Consider the following 20,546-nt stretch of genomic DNA (forward strand, 5'->3'; position numbering starts at 1 on the left):
CGGCCCGGCGGCTCTCAGTAGTCACCCTTGAGGCCGATCTTCTCGACCCGAGCGACCACATCGTCGCGCACGGTCGGGCTGACGAAGTTGGAAATGTCCCCGCCATACAGCGCGATTTCCTTGACCAGCTTGGACGCGATCGGCTGCAGAGAGACGTCGGCCATCAGGAACACGGTCTCGATCTCGTCGTCGAGCTGCTGGTTCATGCCCGCCATCTGATATTCGTATTCGAAGTCCGCGACTGCGCGCAGGCCGCGCACGATCATGCTGGCCCCCTGCGCCTCGGCAAACTTCATCAGCAGCGCGTTGAACCCGATCACCTCGACATTATCGAGGTTCATGTTCGCGACCTCGCGCTTGACCATCGCCAGGCGCTCCTCGGTGTCGAACATCGGGTTCTTGGAGGGGTTGGTGGTAACTCCGATGATCAGCCGGTCGACCAGACGCGCGGCGCGGCGGATGATGTCCGCGTGCCCCCGCGTGATCGGGTCGAAGGTGCCGGGGTAGATGCCTATACGCTCACTCAACGATCCCGCTCCACAATATATCTGGCAAGGTCGCACAGCACGCCCGCATCCTCGCCGTAATGGGCCAAATGTCCGCAGGCCTGTTCGACCAGCGCCTTCGCCTGCGCGCGCGCGCCCTCGGCACCCATCAGCGTCACGAAGGTCTGCTTGCCCTGCTCATCGTCCTTGCGCAGCGCCTTGCCGGCCTTGTCCTCATCACCCTCGTGATCGAGCAGATCGTCGGCGATCTGGAAGGCGAGGCCGATGTCGCGCGCATAGGCGATCAGGTGCCCGCGCCCATCGTGCGGCACACGGGCGAGGATCGCGCCCATCTCCACGCTCGCGGTCAGCAGCGCGCCGGTCTTGAGCTGTTGCAGGCGCGTGATCGTGGGCAGATCGTAGGTCGCGCTGTCGGCGGCCATGTCCATCGCCTGCCCGCCCGCCATGCCGCTCATCCCGCTCGCCTGCGCAAGGCAGCGGACCAGTTCGGCCTGGATGAAGGGATCGCTGCTCACCGAACTGTCGGTCAGAATATCGAACGCGAGCGCATGCAGCGCATCGCCCGCCAGCACCGCGGTCGCTTCGTCGAACGCCTTGTGCACGGTCGGCTTGCCGCGGCGCATGTCGTCATCGTCCATGCACGGCAGATCGTCATGGATCAGAGAATAGACGTGGATCGATTCGACCGCCGTACCCGCCAGCACCGCCGCTTCACGCGACACACCGAGCATGGTCGCGGTCGCCACCAGCAGCAGCGGGCGCACGCGCTTGCCGCCACCGATGGCGGCGTGGCGCATCGCCTCGACCAGCGGCGCGCGGGTGTCGCCGGGCACCGGGAGCAAGGCGTCGAACGCATCGTCCACATCCGTGCGGATCGTGGCGAGTGCCATCTTCAGCCGGGCGCCGTGCGTATCCTCGAAATCCATCTCGGAAGCCTGCGTCATTCGGAGCCGTCGAACGGCTTCGTACCGCTCGGCTGGCCCTTCGCATCGAGCACGATCGCCTCGATCCGGGCCTGCGCCGCGTCGAGCCGCGCCTGACACGCCGCCCTCAGCTTCTCGCCGCGTTCGTACAGCGCGATCGACTGGTCGAGCGGCACCTCCCCGTCTTCCAGCTGGCGCACGACCTGCTGGAGCGCCCTGAGAGCTTCCTCGAAGCTCATGTCGGAAATGTTCTGTGCATCCTCTGCCATCGCGGGCGAGCATTGACGCCCCGCCGAAGCCGGGTCAAGCAAGCGCACGCGGGGTTTGGGGAAGAAGCGCATGTTCATCGGTCATTTCGCGCCTGCATTCGTGGCTGCGGCGGTGAGCCCCGCGCGGCCGCGGCTGGGGCTGTATTTCCTCGCCGCGCAGGCGGTCGACTGGGCGTTCTTCGCCTTCCTGCTGTTGGGTATCGAGGACATGCGTGTCTCCCCCGGCATCACCGCGATGAACCCGATGGACCTCTACCACATGCCTTTTACGCACAGCTTGCTGGGCAGCGCGGGGTTCGCAGTCGGGTTCGCGGTGCTGGCATGGCTGATCACGCGCGACCGGCTGGCGAGCGTGCTGTCGGGGTGCGTGGTGCTGTCGCACTGGCTGCTCGATTTGATCGTCCACCGGCCAGACCTGACGCTGGCAGGCGATCCGCCCAAGCTCGGCCTCGGCCTGTGGAACTATCCGGCGATTGAGATGCCGCTGGAACTGGCGCTGACCTTCGGCGCGCTGGCTTTCTTCCTGTCGCGCACGGGCGGCCCCGCCGGGCCTGCGATCGTACTCGGCGTGCTGCTGCTGGGATTGCAGGCGGTCAACTGGTTCGGGCCGGAGCCGGAGGCGGTGACGCCCGCGATCTCGATCACCGCGTTTGTCGCCTACGCGCTCGCCACGCTTGGCGCATGGTGGCTGGGCCACACGCGGCGTGCGAAACGCTAGCGTAGGACTGGCGCTGAAACGCGGAGCGGTTTAAGCGCGCGTGCCATGACTACTACCACATCCGAGATCACCCCCGAAGTCGTCGAACAGCACGGACTGAGCCCCGAGGAATACGAGCGTGTATTGAACGCGCTTGGGCGTGAGCCCAACCTGCTCGAACTCGGCATATTCTCGGTCATGTGGAGCGAGCATTGCTCGTACAAGAGCTCGCGCCTGCACCTGAAAAAGCTGCCGACCGAAGCGGAATGGGTGATCTGCGGCCCGGGCGAGAATGCGGGCGTGATCGACATCGGCGACGGTCAGGCCGCGATCTTCAAGATGGAGTCGCACAACCACCCTTCGTATATCGAGCCCTACCAGGGCGCGGCGACCGGCGTGGGCGGCATCCTGCGCGACGTCTTCACCATGGGCGCACGGCCGGTGGCGAATGCCAATGCGCTGCGCTTCGGGCGGCCCGACCATCCCAAGATGAAGCATCTGGTGCAGGGGGTGGTCGCGGGGATCGGCGGCTACGGCAATAGCGTCGGCGTGCCGACTGTCGCGGGCGAGACCAATTTCGACCCCGCCTATGACGGCAATATCCTCGTCAACGCGATGACCGTCGGCGTCGCGGACGCGGACAAGATCTTCTATTCCGCCGCCACCGGCGTGGGCAATCCAATCGTCTATGTCGGCTCCAAGACCGGGCGCGACGGCATCCACGGCGCGACCATGGCGAGCGCGGATTTCGAGGAAGACGCTGAGGCCAAGCGCCCCACGGTTCAGGTGGGCGACCCCTTCACCGAGAAGCTGCTGATCGAGGCGTGCCTTGAACTGATGGCGACCGACGCGATCGTCGCCATCCAGGACATGGGCGCGGCGGGGCTGACCAGCTCCAGCGTCGAGATGGCCACCAACGGCAAGGTCGGCATTCGCCTGAAGATGGACGACGTGCCTCAGCGCGAAGAGGGGATGACCCCTTACGAAATGATGCTGAGCGAAAGCCAGGAGCGGATGCTCATGGTTTTGAAGCCCGGCAAGGAAGACATGGCCCGCGCCATCTTCGAGAAGTGGGAGCTGGACTTTGCGGTGATCGGCGAAGTCACCGATACCGGCCGCATGGTGCTCGACTTCGAAGGCGAGACGGTGTGCGACATTCCGCTCGGCCCCCTTGCCGACGATGCGCCGCTCTACGACCGACCCTACCTTAGCCGCGAGGAATACACGCAGTGGGCGAAAATCACGCCCATGACCAACGTGCCCGACAGCGCGGATGTCGGTGCCGACCTGCTCAAACTGATGGGCAGCCCCGCCCTCGCCTCGCGCCGGTGGATCTTCGAGCAGTATGACCGTCAGGTGGGTGCCGACACGCTCCAGACCGGCGGCGATGCAGGCGTGGTGCGCGTGCACGGCACCAAGAAGGCGCTCGCGATCAGCACCGATTGCACCCCGCGCTATGTCCATGCCGACCCCTACGAAGGCGGCAAGCAGGCGGTGGCCGAGGCGTTTCGCAACCTCTGCGCGGTCGGCGCAAAGCCGCTCGCGATCACCAACTGCCTCAACTTCGCCAACCCGCAGCGGCCCGAGATCATGGCCCAGATCGTCCACGCACTCGAGGGCATGGGCGAAGCCTGCCGCACGCTCGACTTCCCCGTGGTGAGCGGCAACGTGTCGCTCTACAATGAAAGCAAGGCGACCGGCGGCGGCTCTGCCATCCTCCCCACCCCCGCCATCGGCGGCGTCGGGCTGATCGCGGATTACGACAAGCTCACCAGCATCGGTTTCAAGGGCGAAGGTGATGCGATCTACCTGATTGCGCCCGAGTTCTGGGCCAAGCCCGATCCGGTCCGCTCGCACCTCGGCAAATCGCTGTGGCTCAAGGAAGTGCACGGCCGCGACGAAGGGCGTGCGCCGCCGGTCGACCTGCTGGCCGAGCGCGGCGCAGGCCAGATCGTGCTCAAGCTGATCGACGAAGGCCTGCTCAGCGCGGTACACGATTGCTCGGACGGCGGGCTCGCCGTGACGCTGGCCGAAATGGCGCTGGCAGGCGGGATCGGCGCCGAGGTCACCGCGAACGACGCCTATACCGCCGCGCAGTGGTGGTTCGGCGAGGACCAGAGCCGCTACGTCGTCACCGTCAGCCCCGACAAGGTCGAAGCGTTCAACGCGATCGTCGCCGAAGGGCCCGAGAGCGAGGCTGCCGCGCTGGTCGGCTTCCGGCGCCTGGGCACGGTCGGCGGCGACAGCCTGCTGGGCGTGAAGGTGGAAGACCTGCGCGCCGCGAACGAGGCGTTCTTCCAGGAGTGGATGGAGGGCTAGGCATGCCCGCAGGCTTCTCCGAAACGCCGCTGGCGAAAAAGCTCAACCTGCGCGACGATCAGCGGGTGTGGTTCCACGCCATGCCCGAGAATGTGCAGGACGAGATCGGCGAATATGCGCTGGACCTGATCTTCGTCGCCGATCCTGCGGAGGGAATCGACGCGGCGCACATCTTCGTGACCACGCGCGAAGAGCTGAGCAGCCTGCTCGCCACGTTGCGCAAGCAGATCGCAGCCGACGGCCATATCTGGGTGAGCTGGCCGAAGCAGGCATCCAAGGTGCCAACCGATGTCTCCGAAGACACGATCCGCGAGGTCGCGCTGCCGACCGGGCTGGTCGACACGAAAGTGTGCGCGGTGGACGAGACATGGTCGGGCCTCAAACTGGTGATCCGCAAGGATTTGCGGTGACGCGCAGGCCGGATCGGCTTCCCGGTCGATCTGCTCGCTGCTAGATGCAGGCCCGGGTCGCCTCGATTTGGAGGGGATTCGATCTATGAAACACTGGGCAATGCTCGCCGGGCTGGCGGGCAGCATGGCGCTTTGCGCGCCCGCGTTGGCGCAGGACGAGATGCTGTCGGTCACCAACCGCACCGGCTACACCATTTCCGAAATCTACATCTCGCCCACCGGCACCGACGACTGGGAAGAAGACCTGCTCGGCTTCGATGTGCTGGAGGACGACGCTGTCCTCAACATCGACTTCTCCCGCTCTGCCGACACCTGCTGGTGGGACATTCTGGTGGTCTACGAGGTCGATGGCGAGCAGGTCGCGTGGCCGGAAATCAACTTCTGCGAGATGCAGGGCCAGGTGGCGCTGTATTATAACGGCTCCACCGGAGAGACCACGGCGCGGATGCGGTGAGCCTTTCGACACGCAGGAGCGGCGCGGATAAGGAGGGGCGATGAGCGAGCGCCATCCTCCCTTCCCCGCACTGCCCCACCTCACCGACGAAGAGCGAATCGCGCGCGCCCGCGCCGCGTACGAGCGTCTGAAGACCCGCCACTCCTGCCGCAGCTTTGCCGACACGCCCGTACCGCGCGAAGTGATCGAACATGCGATCCGCGCGGCAGGCACCGCGCCCAATGGCGCGAACCACCAGCCATGGCATTTCGCCGTCGTCGGCTCGCCCGAGAAAAAGCGCGCGATTCGCGAGGCGGCGGAGGCAGAGGAGCGCGCGTTCTATGCCGGCAAGGCGGGCGAGCAATGGCTCGATGCTCTCGCCCCGCTGGGTACGGATGCGGACAAGCCCTTCCTCGAGACCGCGCCGTGGCTGATCGTGTGCTTCGCGCAGCGCAAGGGCGGGATCGCGGAGGATGGCAGCACGCAGAACTACTACGTCACCGAAAGCGTGGGGATCGCGTGTGGCATGCTGCTGGCGACATTGCACGAGGCAGGGCTGGCGACGCTGACGCACACGCCCTCTCCGATGGGCTTCCTGCGCGAGATCTGCAGGCGGCCCGAGTGGGAGAAGCCGCTGATGATCGTGGTCGCGGGGCACCCGGCAGCCGATGCCACCGTGCCGGAGCACGCGCTCGACAAAAAGCCGCTCAGCCGGATCGCCAGCTGGCTCTAGCGGGTCACGCCGCGGCGGGCGTGCCCTGCGGCTCGCTGCCGAGAAGGTCGTAGGGGTCGATCCCCTCTTCCTTCCACACCCGGTGGCATTCGCGATACCAGTGCGGCTCGGGAATGTTGAGCTTGGCCCGCGCCTCGTCCAGCGGCATCGCCAGCAGTTCGCGGATCGACATGCCGACCAGCGCGGGGCACGCGGTTCCGGTCCGCTGCGCCTGACGCACCGCCTTGTACACTGGCGCCTTGCTGCGCCCGGTCATCTTCTTGATGTTCCACGCCCCGGCATAGCCGATCAGCAAGTGGCCATGGCTGGGCTGCTGGCCATAGGTGAACAGCAGCACGCATTGTTCGCCCAGCGCATCACGGCCATAGCCGGTCAGCACATGCATCAGGTCGTGCGTGTCGCGGCTGCGGAAGGCGAACCACTGGACCAGGTCGTCGAACTTCTGCCGGCCGAGCTTGTCTGCCTCGGCCACCAGCCCGGCGGCCGACAGCCCTTCGCGCTCCATGAAGTCGCAATAGGCATGCGCGACACTGCCCTGCGGCAGTTTGCGCAAGGTTTCGTGATCGTCGAGGATCGGCGGCAGATACGGCTCTTCGGCGCGCAGCCGCTCGCCCTGCTCGCTCAGCGTGAGTTCGCGCATGCGCGGCATGAAGCTCTTGTGCGGCAATGCCTCGAAAATGCGAAAGACGTGACTGGTATCTTCCTTGTCCTTCAGCAGCTCGCGGAAGTGGTGGATCGCGGTCAGCGGGCGGTATTTGGGCACCGGGCGCGCCGGATCGCGCAGCGGCGTACCGTCGCGCGCGCATTCGATTGCGGAGGCTGCGGGATCAACAGAGCTGGCTTCAGTCATGCGATTTTCCTTACTGACACCAGTGTAAGTAAACTCTCTTCGCGTCCTGTTCAAGGCCTTTTCGCACAAGCGCCCTCAGCGCCGGACCCAGCTCTTCCGGTCGATTCCGAGCAGCAGCAGGAGCGCGGTCATATCCTCGCAATCGATCCACCCGTTCGCCGCCGCGCGGGTTGCGGGCTTGGCGCGGTAGGCGACGCCGTAATCCGCCGCGCGCAGCATCGGCGTGTCGTTCGCCCCGTCGCCGAGCGCGAGCGTGCGTGCCCCGTCGCCCAGCTCGGCGGATTCCTCACGCAAGGTCCGCTCCTTCGTGGCACTATCGCAGATCGGCTTCTGGACCTTGCCCGACAGCTTGCCATCCTCGATCAGCAGGCGATTGCCGACCACCCGATCGAACCCGAGCCGCTCCGCAATCGGGTCGGCAAAGCGGTGGAAGCCGCCGGTCACCAGCACGCAGCGCGCGCCGTGGGCGGAGAGCGTGGCAATCACCGTGCCCGCGCCGCGCGTGGGCGAAATCCGCTGCCCCAGGCATTGCTCGATCGCGGTTTCCTCCAGTCCTTCGAGCAGGGCGACGCGTTCATCCAGCGCGCCCGCGAAATCGAGTTCGCCGCGCATCGCGCGCTCGGTAATCTCGGCCACCTGCGCCTTCACGCCCAGGAAATCGGCCAGCTCGTCGATGCATTCCTGCCCGATCATGGTCGAATCCATGTCGCTCACCAGCAGGCGGGGAATCGCGATCGTATCGTCGGCGAACAGCGCGGCGACGGGCACGAGATGCTCTTCCACCAGCGGGGCGACGACATCGCGGGTGCCCTCGGGAATGGAGATTTCCAGCACCTCGCCGCAATGTTCCAGCATCATCGCTTCGGCAAAGGGCTGTCCGGCGGCGGATAATGCGGCCTCCAGCGATTGCAGGCTTGCCTCGGAGGGCACGGGCTCTGCTAGGACACGGGCGATGAGCACGAACGAGATCTCCGGAAAAGCGGTGCAAGGGCCTCTGATGCTCATCGCAGGGCCGACCGCCAGCGGCAAGAGCGCGCTGGCGCTCGACCTGGCGGAGCGGCTGAAGAACGAAGGCCGCAAGGGCGTGATCGTCAACGCCGACAGCGCTCAGGTCTATGCCGACCTGCAGGTGCTGAGCGCGCGCCCCTCGGCAGACGAAATGGCGCAGGCAGAGCATCGTCTGTATGGCGCGTGGGACGGGTCGCAGGCCTGCTCCGCCGCGCAATGGGCCGAGGCTGCGAAGCGCGAGATTGCCGATATCCACGCCCACGGCGATGTGCCGATCCTGGTCGGCGGCACCGGGCTCTATATCCGCACGCTGATGGAAGGGATCGCGCCCGTCCCGGCGATCCCCGCCGATGTCCGCGACGCGGTGCGGGCCCTGCCCACGCCCGATGCCTTTGCTGAGCTCGCGACTGCAGACCCGGCGAGCCACGCGCGGCTCGATCCGGGCGACACGCAGCGCATCGCCCGCGCGCTGGAGGTGGTCCGCGCGACCGGGCTGACGCTGGGCGAGTGGCAACAGCGCAAGGAAGGCGGGATCGCGGACCGGGTCGCGCTGTCGCCGGTCATCCTGCTGCCGGAGCGCGAGTGGCTCTACGCCCGCTGCGATGCGCGGTTCTTGGCGATGCTGGAAGAGGGCGCGGTGGCGGAGGTGGAGGCGCTGCTGGCGCGCGATCTGGACACCGATCTGCCCGTGATGCGCGCCATCGGCGTGCGCGAGATTGCAGGCTGGCTGCGCGGCGAATGGTCGCGCGAAGAGATGATCGAGAAGGGCCAACGCGCCACCCGCAACTATGCCAAGCGGCAATATACCTGGCTGCGGCACCAGCCTCCGCAAGACTGGCCGCGCGTGGAGAGCGCCGAGGATGCGCTGGCCGCGCTGGGATAACGGCCCTTCCCTACACGGCCCGGTTGCGGCAGGCTGCGCCCCATGGATCTACTTCACACAGAAGAGACCGGAGAGAGGATGCAAACGAGGCTTCGCCCACAAAATGCGGAAGGTGACACTGCGCGCGCCGCTGTGCCGCCCATGCGATTGATCCCAAGGCGAAATCCCCTCGAAACCAGTTTTGCAGATACGCCCGGTCACTGTGCCATACGGACCAAGGAGAGCGCATGACCCCGCCCGAAGCGATCATCGAACCCGACCTGCCGATCATCGACCCGCACCACCACTTGTGGGATCTGCGCGCGCTGCTCGGCTCGTTCCCCGAACCGCTTCATCCGTTTCTCGAAACGGTTGGCCTCTTCGCCCACTACACCTTCGACCAGTTCCTCGCCGACACGAGCAGCGGCCACCGGATCATCGGCACGGTCTTCATGGAATGCGGCGCGTTCTACGATGCGTCACGCAGCGAGGCGATGAAGGTCGTGGGCGAGGTCGAGTTCGTTCGCGGAGTGGCCGCGCAGGGCGCTAGCGGCCTCTACGGGCCTTACCGCCCCTGTGCGGGCATCGTCGGCCATGCGGACCTGCGCCTTGGTGCGGAGGCCGGCGACGTGCTCGACGCACTGGCAGATGCAGGCGGCCCCCGGTTCAAGGGCATCCGCCATGCCGGGGCGTGGGATGCGGACCCCAGCGTGCTCGGCCCCGCGTTCCACCATCCCGAAGGGCTCTACTGCGATGCCGCCTTCCGCGAAGGCTTTGCCGAACTGGGCAAGCGCGGGCTGACCTTCGATGCCTGGGTGCTCGAACCCCAGTTGGGCGACGTGATCGACCTTGCGCGGGCCTTCCCCGACCAGACCATCGTGCTCGACCATTGCGGCACGCCGCTGGGTACCGCCTGCTATGCAGGCAAGCTGGACGAGAACTTCGAGCGCTGGCGTGGCTCGATCCGCGAGCTTGCCAAGTGCCAGAACGTGGTCGTGAAGCTGGGCGGTCTCGCAATGCAGTTCTGCGGGATGCCCGCCGAAGGGCCGACCGACAGCGTGTCATCCGACGAACTGGCGCAGATGTGGCGGCCTTATGTGGACACCTGCATCGAGGCGTTCGGCCCGGATCGCGCGATGTTCGAAAGCAACTACCCGGTGGACAAGTGGGCGGGCAGCTACGCCACGGTGTGGAACGCGTTGAAACGGCTCGCTTCAGGTGCCTCGGATGACGAGAAGCGCGCGCTGTTCGCGGGCAATGCGGCGCGGGTCTATGACATCGAGCATCTGCTCGAGTTGACGTAACGGCAATCTCGACACCGCCGGAATCGGCGCATAGACCCCTCGCAAAGAGCTTATCCGGAGAGATCACCAATGCCCCTTCCCGCCCCGTTCGATCGCCTTCGCCTACCCATCATCGGTTCGCCGATGTTCATCGTATCCGGGCCGGAACTGGTCATCGCCCAGTGTAAGGCCGGGGTCGTCGGCAGCTTCCCGGCGCTGAACGCGCGGCCTTCGGGCGTGCTCGACGAATGGCTCCACCAGATCACCGAAGAGCTGGCCGCGCACAACCGTGACAATCCCGATCGGCCCGCCGCTCCCTTCGCGGTCAACCAGATCGTCCACCGCTCCAATGCCCGCCTCGAAGAGGATATGCAGGTGTGCGAGAAGTGGCAGGTGCCGCTGGTCATCACCTCACTCGGCGCGCGTGAAGAGGTGTTCCAGGCGGTCGACAACTGGGGCGGGATCACGCTGCACGATGTCATCAACAACCGCTTCGCGCACAAGGCGATCGAAAAGGGCGCGACCGGGCTGATCCCGGTGGCAGCGGGTGCGGGCGGCCATGCGGGCACGCAGTCGCCTTTCGCGCTGATGCATGAGATTCGCGAATGGTTCGACGGGCTGATCGCGCTGTCCGGCTCGATCGCGACCGGTCGCTCGGTGCTCGCCGCTCAGGCTATGGGCGCTGATTTCGGCTACATCGGCAGCGCGTTCATCGCGACCGAAGAAGCCAACGCCGATCAGGGCTACAAGCAGGGGATCGTGGACAGCAGCGCTGAAGGCATCGTCTACACGAACCTGTTCACCGGCGTGCACGGCAACTACCTGCGCAGCTCGATCGAGGCTGCCGGGCTCGACCCGGACGACCTGCCCGAAAGCGATCCGTCGAAGATGAACTTCGGCAGCGGCGGCAACTCCAAGGCCAAGGCGTGGAAGGATATCTGGGGCTCGGGCCAGGGTATCGGCGCGGTCAAGTCCGTCGGCAGTGTGGCCGACATGGTCGACCGGCTGGAGCGTGAATACAAGGAAGCCAAGGCCGCGCTCGACGAGGCATCTGCACCCTACTAGCGGCTCAGCCGGGCCACACGCGGATCGTGCGTCCGTCTGCCGCGGGCTCGATCCGCAGCGGGTGCCCATCGGGCGTGGACAGATGCCCGGTTTCCGACTGCGGCCCGGCATAGACCAGGTGGCGAAACAGCAGCCGGGCGAGCGTGTCGACCTGCTGGGTTCCGCCGACCAGCTGGGGTTCGATGCGGAACTCCTGCCCGGTGAAGAAGGCGAGCCCGCTGCTCTGCACCGCCCCGTCGAGCGTGGGGTTGAAGCTGGCGAGCAGCGTCACCGGCAGCTCCCCTCGCGCGGCCCATGCCTGCAGGTTGCGGGCAAGCAGCGCGGGGCCGAGTGCAAGGCCTGCCGGGGTCCAAACGATGCCCGATGCGCCCAGCGAATCGGCCAGCGCGGCGGCAAGCGCGAACCACTCGCGCAGGATCGCAAGGCTGCCCCGCCCCGCCTCGATATGCGGGCCGAGCCGCAGCGATACAGCGGCGATGCTGGCAGGCGCGAAGTCGTCCGGCAGCTCGCACGCGGACAGCGGGTGCGGCACGGGTAGCGGCACGCCGGGGGCAAGACCGGCAAGGTCGAAGCCCAGCCCGGCGCGCTGCAACGCGATCGTCCCGCCCGCAGTGCCGCCAAGCTCAGGCCCGGCATGGTCGAGCCATGGCGCATTACGGGCTACCTGCGTGATCGCGGCGGCAGTCGGCCGCGCCCCACGTGGGACCAGGATCAGCAGATCGTCGGCCGGTTCCGGTCGCGCCGGATCGTCAGAATGAGCGGACATGCAGATCCCCTAGCCCGGCGCATCACCGCCGGAAACGCCCGGGTACATCCCTTGCGGATAACGGCGCGTTACGTCGAGTGCCGCGGCGCAGGATTGCTCCGGAGTCGAACAGGTTGAGAAAGGTCAGAACACGCCCATCCGCAGCCCTTCGGCCATTGCCTCGCCCAGCGCCTCGCATTCTGCCAGGCGATCGTCTGGCACGGTCTTCTGCGCCAGAATCTCCTCAGGCGTCTGCGCCTGCATGTTCACGATGATGCGATCCGCCACGCGTTTCAGCCGCCAGCCCTGCGCAATCCGGTCGATCTGCGCCTGCGCGCCCTCCCCGTCGGACCCGGCGGAGATGATCGTCGCGAAGGCGCGGCCTTCGATTCGGCCAAGCACCGGGTAATAGCAGCGATCGAACATCTCCTTTATCATCCCGCTCATCGTCGCGAGGTTCTCCGGGCAGACGAAAAGATACCCGCTTGCCTCCAGCAGGTCCTCGGGCATCACCTCGTGCGCGGCGAGCAAGCGCACCGCATCGCCTGCCCCGTTGGCGGCGGCACGCGCCATCGCCTCGCTCGCGCCGGTGCGGCTGTGCCATGCGATCAGAAGAGTGGGATCGGCCATCGTGTCTACCCTCCGCCCGCGCTGTCGAAAGTCAACGGGGCCGCGCTTTGTTCTACCTGCAAGGCGCGCTAGGAAGCCCCATGGCCACCACTGCTCCAAATTCCAACGCCACCCTCGTCTGCGGGGTCGAGCGCTCGCTCGGCGGGCGCAGCTGGCGCTGGCGCGGAGGGCCGAACCAGTACGATGGCCCGGCAGCAGGACTTGGCGACGACATCCTGACCCAGCTGTTGCTCGCTCGCGGTGTGACCCGCGACGATCTGGAACGCCAGCGCGAACCCAAGCTTGCCGCCTTCCTGCCCGATCCGGCGATCTTTCAGGACATGGAGGTGGCGGCAGAACGGCTCGCCCAGGCGATCCTGACACGAGAGAAGGTGACCATCTACGGCGATTACGACGTCGATGGCGCAACTTCGGCTGCGCTGCTGATCCGCCTGTTCGGCATGCTGGGGCACGAAGCGGACTACTACATCCCCGACCGCCTGCTGGAAGGCTACGGCCCCAGCGGAGAGGCGCTGGTCAAGCTGGGCGAACAGGGATCGAGCCTGGTGGTCACGGTGGATTGCGGCGCGATGGCACATGAGGCGCTGGCCGCCGCGCGCGATGCGGGCGTGGAGGTGATCGTGATCGACCACCACAAATGCTCGCCCGAGCGCCCTCCCGCCCTCGCCCTCGTTAATCCCAACCGGCTCGACGAGGCAGACGAAGCGGCGGCCCACGGCCATCTTGCCGCGGTCGGCGTCGCCTTCCTGGTCGCGATCGCGCTGGTCAGGACGCTGCGGACACACGGCTATTTCAAGGACCGCAAGGAGCCGGACCTGCGCGGCCTGCTCGATCTGGTGGCGCTGGGCACGGTTGCCGATGTCGCCGCGCTCCATGGCCTCAACCGGGCGTTCGTGTCGCAGGGCCTCAAGGTGATGGCCAAGCGCGCCAATATCGGAATGAGCGCGCTGATCGATGCGAGCCGGCTGACCCGCGCGCCGATCTCGTCCGATCTGGGCTTCGCGCTCGGCCCGCGAATCAATGCTGGCGGGCGCGTGGGCGAATCGACGCTCGGCGTACGCCTGCTGACGACCGAAGACCCGGAAGAGGCCGCGCAGATCGCCGCGCAGCTATCGCAGCTGAACGAGGAACGCCGTGCGATCGAGGCGGAGGTGCAGGAAGCCGGCGAGGCGCAGCTGGCCGGGCAAGGCAACCGGGCGGTGCGAATCGTCCATGGCGATGGCTGGCACCCAGGCGTGATCGGGATCGTCGCGGGGCGGATCAAGGAAAAGACCGGGCGGCCCTCACTGGTAATCGCGCGCGACAGTCAGACCGGGCTCGGCAAGGGATCGGGCCGCTCGATTCCCGGCGTCGATCTGGGCGCGGCGATCATGGCAGCGCGCGAGGAAGGCCTGCTGGAAGCGGGCGGCGGACACGCGATGGCTGCCGGTTTGACCGTGCATGAGGACAAGATCGAGGCGTTTGCCGAATGGCTCGAATCGCGGCTCGAAAGACAGGTCGCTGCCGCAAGCGCGGAGGCCTCGCTCGGTTTCGACCTCTCGCTCGGCCCGCGTGGCCTGACGGTCGAACTGGTCGAGACGCTGGAGCGCGGCGGGCCCTACGGCATGGGCTGGCCCGGCCCGCGAATCGCAATCGGCCCTGTGCATCTGGTGAAGGTCGACCGGGTCGGCAGCGATCATGTGCGGCTGGTTGCGGGATCGCGCGATGGCGGCTCGATCAAGGCGATCGCTTTTCGCGCAGCAGACAGCGACTGGGGGCAGGCTTTGCTCGCCGCGCATCCGGGCACGCGGATGTGGCTCGCCGGGCGCGCAAAGGTCGATACGTGGGCCAATACGCCCCGTGCGGAATTGCACCTTGAGGACGCAGCTTTCATCGAACCGTAAAATACCTGCACAATTGCGAATGACGGGGCTTGACCGCTTCAAACGACGCCCCTAGATGCGCGGCTCGCTTCGGCGGTCACCGGCTTTTTCGCCGCTCCGCCAGAAGCAGTTCCGGATGTGGCCCCTTCGTCTAGCGGTTAGGACGCGGCCCTTTCACGGCTGAAACACGGGTTCGATTCCCGTAGGGGTCACCATCCGGATGCTGGCACGATCGCCGGCGATTTTACTCCCGACAATATGCAGGCTTCCCCTCACCTTCAGGGGCCAGGCGAGGCTGTGTGCTGCGCACCTGCGGCCGTGCTCTTGCGTGTCACGAACCGAATTTTCCCCAAGCCAACTCCGCGTCCGTGCCCGCGCTCTGGCGCAGGCCGATAAATCACCCTAGGCAGGCCGCCATGCACAAGCCGCTCACATTCCCCTGGGCCGGTGTAATCATCGCCACCTGCAGCGTCTTCCTGCTGATGCTGGCGGGGATCGGCGTTGGCTATGCACTGGCGGTCTGGCTTGTCTGGACGCTGACCCTGTGGATCACCCAGCCCGACGAACAGCGCGCGGAACCCGATCCGCGACCAGAGGGGATTTCGCGCGCCCGGCTCGCGGAGATGATCGAGAACGCCTATTCCCCGCTGCTGCTGGTCGACCGCAAGCGCGTGGTGATTGCCAATGGCTCGGCCCGCAAGCTGCTCGGCCATCATGTCGTCGGGCAGGATATCCGCGTCGCCCTGCGCCACCCGCGAGCGATCGCGCTGCTCGATTCCGATGAGCATGGCGAGGCGATCGTCACCGGGCTGGTCCGCCGAAAGGATGTGTGGCGGGTCAGCCGTTATGCGATCGACGACCGCTCGAGCGTGGTCGAGCTGGTCTCCAAGACCGCCGAATCCGATATCAGCCGCGCGCACACCGATTTCGTCGCCAATGCCAGCCACGAACTGCGCACCCCGCTCTCCTCGATCATCGGCTATGTCGAAACGCTGAGCGAAAACCCTGAGGACATCGACCAGGCGACCGCACGCAAGTTCCTCGACACCATCCACCGCGAGGCGCAGCGGCTGCAGAATCTCGTCAGCGACCTCATGTCTCTCTCGCGCGTGGAAGCGGAAAAGCACGATCGCCCAGAGCAGCCCGTGCCGCTCAACGCGCTGGTCGAACGTGCCGCACGCGAAGGGGCCGGGCCAAACCGAGTCGAGCGACTGGCTTTCGAGGCGAGCGAGGACTTCGAAGTTCTTGGCGATCCGCAGCAGCTGGAGCAGCTGGTCCGCAATCTGGTAGACAACGCGCTCAAATACGGGCGCGAGGGCACTCCGGTCACCGTCCGGTTGAGCGAATCGGCGCTGGGCGAAGCCAAGCTTGAGGTGGAAGATCGCGGCGAAGGGATCGAGGCGGAGCACCTGCCGCACCTGACACGGCGCTTCTATCGCACCGATCCGGGCCGCAGCCGCCAGTCCGGCGGCACCGGACTGGGCCTCGCAATCGTCAAGCATATCGTCGAGCGCCATCACGGGCGGCTCGACATCGATAGCGAAGTGGGTCGCGGCACCATCGTGACCGTGCGCCTGCCGCGGCTGGGCAGGAGCCGTCCGGCACCCGATGCGGTGCTGGAACGGTTTGCCCGAACGGCACAGCCGGACTCAATTCCAGACGAACCGGACAGACTGTCATAACCCTGCCACATAGTTTCAACAACGCGAGCCGGGGCCCGCTAGACACGCGGCATTTCACTCGCTTCTGATTCTCAAACAAGGGGATGATCGCGCTGGCGGCGGCATCTCCGAACACCACTCAAGGGGCCGCCAACCGCATGTCACCCGTCTTTCTCTTCCTGCTTGCGATCGGCCTCGGGCTGGCCGGCTGGCTCGCGGGGCGCGCGAAGGCCCGTGCCTTCAGCCGCGACAAGGATGCACCGCGGATCGTCTCGCGACCCGGCTATCACGCGTGGTACGTGGCGATCTGGGTAGCGGTGCCGCTCGCCCTGTTCGCCGTGTTCTGGAGCATCCTCTCGCCCATTCTGGTCGACCAGTGGGTGCTCGCAACGCCGGCGGGCCAGAGCCTGCCCACCTTCGGTTTCCAGCGTCAGTCGATGCTCGCCGAAGCGCGCGCGGTCGCTTACGGCCATGCGGCGGGCGTGTTCAATCCCGACGCCGCCGCGCTGGTCGAGCCGTTTCGCGAGGCTTCGCGCTTCTACACGCTGGTCGGCTTCGGCTTCGCCCTTGCGCTGGCGGTCATTCTGGGACTGTGGGCGTTCACCCGGGTGCGGCCCGCCTTTACTGCCCGGGTGAAGGTGGAGCGCGCCGTGATGGGCGTGCTGCTGCTCGCTTCGCTGGTCGCAATCCTGACCACCTTCGGCATCCTTGCCAGCTTGGTGTTCGAGACGATCCGATTCTTCGGCATGGTCTCCCCGATCGATTTCCTGTTCGGGCTGAGCTGGAACCCGGATCCCATGTCCAATCCAGCGGCACCGCAGGGCGACCGCTATGGGGCGATCCCCCTGTTCTGGGGCACGATCTTCATCGGCGCGATTATCGCCATGATCGTGGCCATTCCGCTGGGCATGATGAGCGCGATCTACCTGACCCAATATGCCAGCTCTCGCTGGCGCAAGATCATCAAGCCCGCTCTCGAAATTCTCGCGGGCGTGCCGACCGTGGTCTACGGCTATTTCGCCGCGCTGACGATCGCCCCGGCGATCCGCGATGCGGCCCAGGCCGTCGGGATTCAGAACGCATCCTCCGAAAGCGCGCTCGCCGCCGGGCTGGTGATGGGGGTGATGATCATCCCCTTCGTGTCCTCGATGGCGGATGACAGTATCGCGGCCGTGCCCGGATCGATGCGCGATGGCAGCCTGGCCATGGGCGCGACCAAGTCCGAAACGATCAAGAAGGTCCTCATCCCCGCCGCGCTGCCGGGCATTGTCGGCGGCGTCATGCTGGCCGTCAGCCGCGCTATCGGTGAAACCATGATCGTGGTGATGGCCGCCTCTACCGCCGCCAATCTCACCGCCAATCCGCTGGAAGCGATGACCACGGTGACGGTGCAGATCGTCGCCCTGCTGACCGGCGAAGGCAGCTTCGACCATCCGGCAACGCTCAGCGCCTTTGCGCTCGGCTTCGTGCTGTTCATGGTCACCCTGCTGCTCAACTTCATCGCCCTGCGCGTCGTGAAGCGCTTCCGGGAGGCGTACGAATAATGACCAGTCCCGCAGATACCGAAGCGCGCCGGCCGACCCGCAGCGCGGCGTTCGAAAAGCGCCTGAAGCAGCGCTACGCGCAGGAACGGCGATTCAAGCTGTTCGGCCTGTTTGCGATCATCGTGTCGATCGCGATCCTGTTCGTGCTGCTCGGCAACATGACCATCAACGGCGTCGGCGGCTTCCAGCGCGCCGAGCTGCAGGTGCCGATCGACTTTGCCGAATCGGGCCTCGCCGGAGATGCCGCCTCGCTCAGCCAGCCCGGTGCGGTGCAGACGCTCGAAATGCAGGGCCTGCCCGAGATCGTCTCCTTCGCCGCCGAACAGCGGATGGGCGCGGCAGGTGCCGAACAGCTCAGCCAGGATGCCTGGCGCGAGGTTGCCGAGGATCTGCGCGCCGACCCTGCCATGCTGCGTGGGCAGGAGACCTTCTGGCTGCCAGCCAGCGGCGATCTGGCAAGCGGGATGGACGGCGAAGGCTCGCCCGAAATGCAGGCGCTGGCCGCCCAGCTTGAACGCGAAGGCTATCTGGAAAAGCGTTTCGACTGGGGCTTCCTGACCCGCTCCGACGCGACCGACCCGCAACAGGTTGGCGTGTGGGGCGCGCTCAAGGGATCGATCCTGACCATGATCGTGACGCTCGCGCTCGCTTTCCCGATCGGCGTGCTCTCTGCGCTCTATCTGGAAGAATACGCGCCCAAGAACCGCTGGACCGACATTATCGAGGTTTCGATCAACAACCTCGCGGCGGTCCCGTCGATCATTTTCGGCCTGCTCGGCCTCGCGGTGTTCCTGTGGATCTTCCCCAATATGCGATCCGCCCCCCTGGTAGGCGGGATGACGCTGGCGCTGATGACCATGCCGGTGATCGTGATTTCGGGCCGCAACGCGATCAAGGCCGTGCCGCCCTCGATCCGCGACGGTGCGCTGGCGGTCGGCGCAAGCCCCGTGCAGGTGGTCTTCCATCATGTCCTGCCACTCGCCCTGCCCGGCATCCTCACCGGCACCATCATCGGCATGGCGCGCGCGCTGGGCGAAACCGCACCGCTGCTGCTGATCGGGATGCGCGCCTTCGTCGCCACCCCGCCCGATGGCTTCACCTCGCCCGCTACGGTGCTGCCGGTGCAAATCTTCCTGTGGTCGGATGAAATCGACCGCGGCTTCATCGAAAGGACCAGCGCGGCGATTATCGTGCTACTGCTGTTCCTGCTGGTGATGAACGCCCTCGCCATTTATCTGCGCAACAAGTTCGAGAAAACCTGGTGACCGTAATCCACGACATGGACGACAAGGCCGAGCCCAAGATGCGCGCAAGCGACGTCTCGGTCTTCTATGGCGACAAGAAAGCGATCGACGATGTGTCGATCGACATCCCGACGAAGTTCGTCACCGCCTTTATCGGGCCGTCGGGTTGCGGAAAGTCGACCTTCCTGCGCACACTGAACCGCATGAACGACACGATCCCCTCGGCCCGCGTCGAGGGTCAGATCGAGCTCGACGGCGAAGACATCTATTCCAGCGGTATGGATGTGGTTCAGCTGCGAGCCCGGGTCGGGATGGTGTTCCAGAAGCCCAACCCCTTCCCCAAGTCGATTTACGAAAACATCGCCTACGGCCCGAAAATCCACGGTCTGGCGGAGAGCAAGGGCGAGCTGGACGAGATCGTCGAACGCTCGCTGCAGCGCGCCGGTCTGTGGAACGAGGTCAAGGATCGCCTGGGCGAATCGGGTACCGCGCTCTCCGGTGGCCAGCAGCAGCGCCTGTGCATCGCGCGGGCGATCGCGGTCGACCCCGAAGTCATCCTGATGGACGAACCGGCCTCTGCGCTGGACCCGATCGCGACCGCTAAGATCGAGGAACTGATCGACGATTTGGCCGGTCGCTATGCGATCGTCATCGTGACACACTCCATGCAGCAGGCGGCGCGCGTTTCGCAGCGGACCGCCTTTTTCCACCTCGGCAAGATGGTAGAATATGGTCCGACGGACCAGATCTTTACCAATCCGCTCGAAGAACGAACCAAAGACTATATCACCGGACGCTACGGATGATCTCGGAACACACAGTCAAAGCCTTCGATGAGGACATCACGCGGCTGCGCGGGCTCATCACGGAGATGGGCGGCCTGGCCGAAACCGCGCTGGAAGGCGCGCTCGACGCGCTGATCCGCGGGGACGAAGTCCTTGCCGAGAGGATCGTGGCAGACGACCGCAAGCTGGACGCGCTGGAGAGCGAGGTCGACCGGCTCGCGGTGAAAATCATCGCTCTGCGCGCGCCGATGGCCGACGATTTGCGCGAAGTGATCGCCGCCCTGAAGATCGCCGGGGTGGTCGAGCGGATCGGCGACTATGCCAAGAACATCGCCAAGCGCGTCGGGCGGATCGAAGGGCGCACGCGGTTCGAGCCGCTCACGCTGCTGCCCGCGATGGCCGACGTCGCGGCGGAGATGGTGCACGACGTGCTGACCGCCTATGCCGCGCGCGACGCCGCGCTGGCCCGCGAAGTGATCGCGCAGGACAAGAAGGTCGACGCCTTCTATAACTCCATTTTCCGCAATCTTGTCAGCCACATGGTTGAAAATCCTGCGACCATTTCGAGCGCTGCGCAGCTGCTGTTCGTGGCCCGCAATATTGAGCGTATCGGCGACCACGCCACCAACGTGGCGGAGATGGTCTATTTCGCCGCGACCGGCGATTACCCGCTCGACGAAGACGAGAATTGACCCACGGCTGGTCCGCCATAACAGG

The 20,546-nt window shown here is 66.1% G+C and carries 21 protein-coding genes and 1 tRNA gene; 15 read left to right on the plus strand and 7 right to left on the minus strand.

Going from position 1 to position 20,546, the window contains the following annotated elements:
* Window positions 1-14: 14 nt before the first annotated feature.
* Genes coaD through K7H93_RS15150 form a run of 3 tightly spaced genes read right to left on the minus strand, consistent with a single transcriptional unit; the run spans window position 15 to window position 1,698 of the window.
* Window positions 15-527, minus strand: coding sequence for a pantetheine-phosphate adenylyltransferase (gene coaD / locus K7H93_RS15140; protein WP_054524270.1), 513 nt, complete (start codon window positions 525-527; stop codon window positions 15-17).
* Window positions 524-1,450, minus strand: coding sequence for a polyprenyl synthetase family protein (locus K7H93_RS15145; protein WP_230784327.1), 927 nt, complete (start codon window positions 1,448-1,450; stop codon window positions 524-526). Before K7H93_RS15145 ends, coaD begins: the two co-directional genes overlap by 4 nt.
* Window positions 1,447-1,698 (minus strand): exodeoxyribonuclease VII small subunit, encoded by a 252-nt coding sequence (locus K7H93_RS15150; RefSeq protein ID WP_230784328.1) that lies wholly within the window; start codon window positions 1,696-1,698, stop codon window positions 1,447-1,449. Before K7H93_RS15150 ends, K7H93_RS15145 begins: the two co-directional genes overlap by 4 nt.
* A gap of 70 nt (window positions 1,699-1,768) precedes the next feature.
* Between K7H93_RS15150 and K7H93_RS15155 the strand changes: the two genes are divergently transcribed.
* The 5 genes from K7H93_RS15155 (at window position 1,769) to K7H93_RS15175 (ending at window position 6,290) form a co-directional block, all read left to right on the plus strand.
* Entirely contained in the window at window positions 1,769-2,416 is a 648-nt protein-coding gene (locus tag K7H93_RS15155) for a hypothetical protein (protein ID WP_230784329.1), read from the plus strand.
* A 45-nt stretch (window positions 2,417-2,461) separates the two neighbouring features.
* On the plus strand, window positions 2,462-4,714 hold the full coding sequence (gene purL / locus K7H93_RS15160) for a phosphoribosylformylglycinamidine synthase subunit PurL (protein ID WP_230784330.1): 2,253 nt from the start codon (window positions 2,462-2,464) through the stop codon (window positions 4,712-4,714).
* Window positions 4,715-4,716: 2 nt separating this feature from the next.
* The gene (locus tag K7H93_RS15165; protein WP_230784331.1) at window positions 4,717-5,124 is read left to right on the plus strand and encodes a DUF3052 family protein; all 408 of its coding nucleotides are present in this window, start codon (window positions 4,717-4,719) and stop codon (window positions 5,122-5,124) included.
* 85 nt (window positions 5,125-5,209) lie between these two features.
* Window positions 5,210-5,578, plus strand: coding sequence for a hypothetical protein (locus K7H93_RS15170; protein ID WP_230784332.1), 369 nt, complete (start codon window positions 5,210-5,212; stop codon window positions 5,576-5,578).
* 40 nt (window positions 5,579-5,618) lie between these two features.
* On the plus strand, window positions 5,619-6,290 hold the full coding sequence (locus tag K7H93_RS15175) for a nitroreductase family protein (RefSeq protein WP_230784333.1): 672 nt from the start codon (window positions 5,619-5,621) through the stop codon (window positions 6,288-6,290).
* Between the two features lie 4 nt (window positions 6,291-6,294).
* Here K7H93_RS15175 and K7H93_RS15180 read toward each other — a convergent pair whose 3' ends face one another.
* Window positions 6,295-7,140, minus strand: a complete 846-nt coding sequence (locus K7H93_RS15180; RefSeq protein ID WP_230784334.1) for a Coq4 family protein — start codon at window positions 7,138-7,140, stop codon at window positions 6,295-6,297.
* 75 nt (window positions 7,141-7,215) lie between these two features.
* Window positions 7,216-7,998, minus strand: coding sequence for a phosphoserine phosphatase SerB (gene serB, locus K7H93_RS15185; RefSeq protein ID WP_230784422.1), 783 nt, complete (start codon window positions 7,996-7,998; stop codon window positions 7,216-7,218).
* A gap of 94 nt (window positions 7,999-8,092) precedes the next feature.
* Between serB and miaA the strand changes: the two genes are divergently transcribed.
* The 3 genes from miaA to K7H93_RS15200 all read left to right on the plus strand — a co-directional run bounded on the left by miaA (window position 8,093) and on the right by K7H93_RS15200 (window position 11,358).
* Window positions 8,093-9,031, plus strand: coding sequence for a tRNA (adenosine(37)-N6)-dimethylallyltransferase MiaA (miaA, locus tag K7H93_RS15190; RefSeq protein ID WP_230784335.1), 939 nt, complete (start codon window positions 8,093-8,095; stop codon window positions 9,029-9,031).
* Between the two features lie 227 nt (window positions 9,032-9,258).
* A complete protein-coding gene (locus K7H93_RS15195; RefSeq protein WP_230784336.1) occupies window positions 9,259-10,314 on the plus strand; it encodes an amidohydrolase family protein in 1,056 nt (351 codons plus the stop codon).
* A gap of 69 nt (window positions 10,315-10,383) precedes the next feature.
* Window positions 10,384-11,358 (plus strand): NAD(P)H-dependent flavin oxidoreductase, encoded by a 975-nt coding sequence (locus K7H93_RS15200; RefSeq protein ID WP_010237838.1) that lies wholly within the window; start codon window positions 10,384-10,386, stop codon window positions 11,356-11,358.
* A 4-nt stretch (window positions 11,359-11,362) separates the two neighbouring features.
* Here the strand turns inward: K7H93_RS15200 and K7H93_RS15205 are convergent, their stop codons facing one another.
* A complete protein-coding gene (locus K7H93_RS15205) occupies window positions 11,363-12,124 on the minus strand; it encodes a hypothetical protein (RefSeq protein WP_230784337.1) in 762 nt (253 codons plus the stop codon).
* A 123-nt stretch (window positions 12,125-12,247) separates the two neighbouring features.
* Window positions 12,248-12,733: a flavodoxin family protein gene (locus K7H93_RS15210; protein WP_230784338.1), complete on the minus strand. Its 486-nt coding sequence runs from the start codon at window positions 12,731-12,733 to the stop codon at window positions 12,248-12,250.
* Window positions 12,734-12,813: 80 nt separating this feature from the next.
* Between K7H93_RS15210 and recJ the strand changes: the two genes are divergently transcribed.
* The 7 genes from recJ (at window position 12,814) to phoU (ending at window position 20,521) form a co-directional block, all read left to right on the plus strand.
* Window positions 12,814-14,616 carry a single-stranded-DNA-specific exonuclease RecJ gene (gene recJ, locus K7H93_RS15215; protein ID WP_230784339.1) on the plus strand — a complete coding sequence of 601 codons (1,803 nt, stop codon included), beginning with the start codon at window positions 12,814-12,816 and terminating at the stop codon, window positions 14,614-14,616.
* Between the two features lie 119 nt (window positions 14,617-14,735).
* A tRNA-Glu gene (locus tag K7H93_RS15220) sits at window positions 14,736-14,810 on the plus strand.
* 201 nt (window positions 14,811-15,011) lie between these two features.
* A complete protein-coding gene (locus K7H93_RS15225) occupies window positions 15,012-16,277 on the plus strand; it encodes an ATP-binding protein (RefSeq protein ID WP_230784340.1) in 1,266 nt (421 codons plus the stop codon).
* 137 nt (window positions 16,278-16,414) lie between these two features.
* Entirely contained in the window at window positions 16,415-17,800 is a 1,386-nt protein-coding gene (gene pstC / locus K7H93_RS15230) for a phosphate ABC transporter permease subunit PstC (protein WP_230784341.1), read from the plus strand.
* On the plus strand, window positions 17,800-19,065 hold the full coding sequence (pstA, locus tag K7H93_RS15235; RefSeq protein ID WP_226663487.1) for a phosphate ABC transporter permease PstA: 1,266 nt from the start codon (window positions 17,800-17,802) through the stop codon (window positions 19,063-19,065). Before pstC ends, pstA begins: the two co-directional genes overlap by 1 nt.
* A gap of 14 nt (window positions 19,066-19,079) precedes the next feature.
* Complete coding sequence (gene pstB, locus K7H93_RS15240; RefSeq protein ID WP_010237825.1) at window positions 19,080-19,850, plus strand: phosphate ABC transporter ATP-binding protein PstB; 771 nt, start codon at window positions 19,080-19,082, stop codon at window positions 19,848-19,850.
* On the plus strand, window positions 19,847-20,521 hold the full coding sequence (gene phoU / locus K7H93_RS15245; protein WP_010237823.1) for a phosphate signaling complex protein PhoU: 675 nt from the start codon (window positions 19,847-19,849) through the stop codon (window positions 20,519-20,521). Before pstB ends, phoU begins: the two co-directional genes overlap by 4 nt.
* The last annotated feature ends 25 nt before the right edge of the window (window positions 20,522-20,546 follow it).

This window comes from Citromicrobium bathyomarinum, from assembly GCF_021021475.1.
Classification (GTDB): domain Bacteria; phylum Pseudomonadota; class Alphaproteobacteria; order Sphingomonadales; family Sphingomonadaceae; genus Alteriqipengyuania; species Alteriqipengyuania bathyomarina.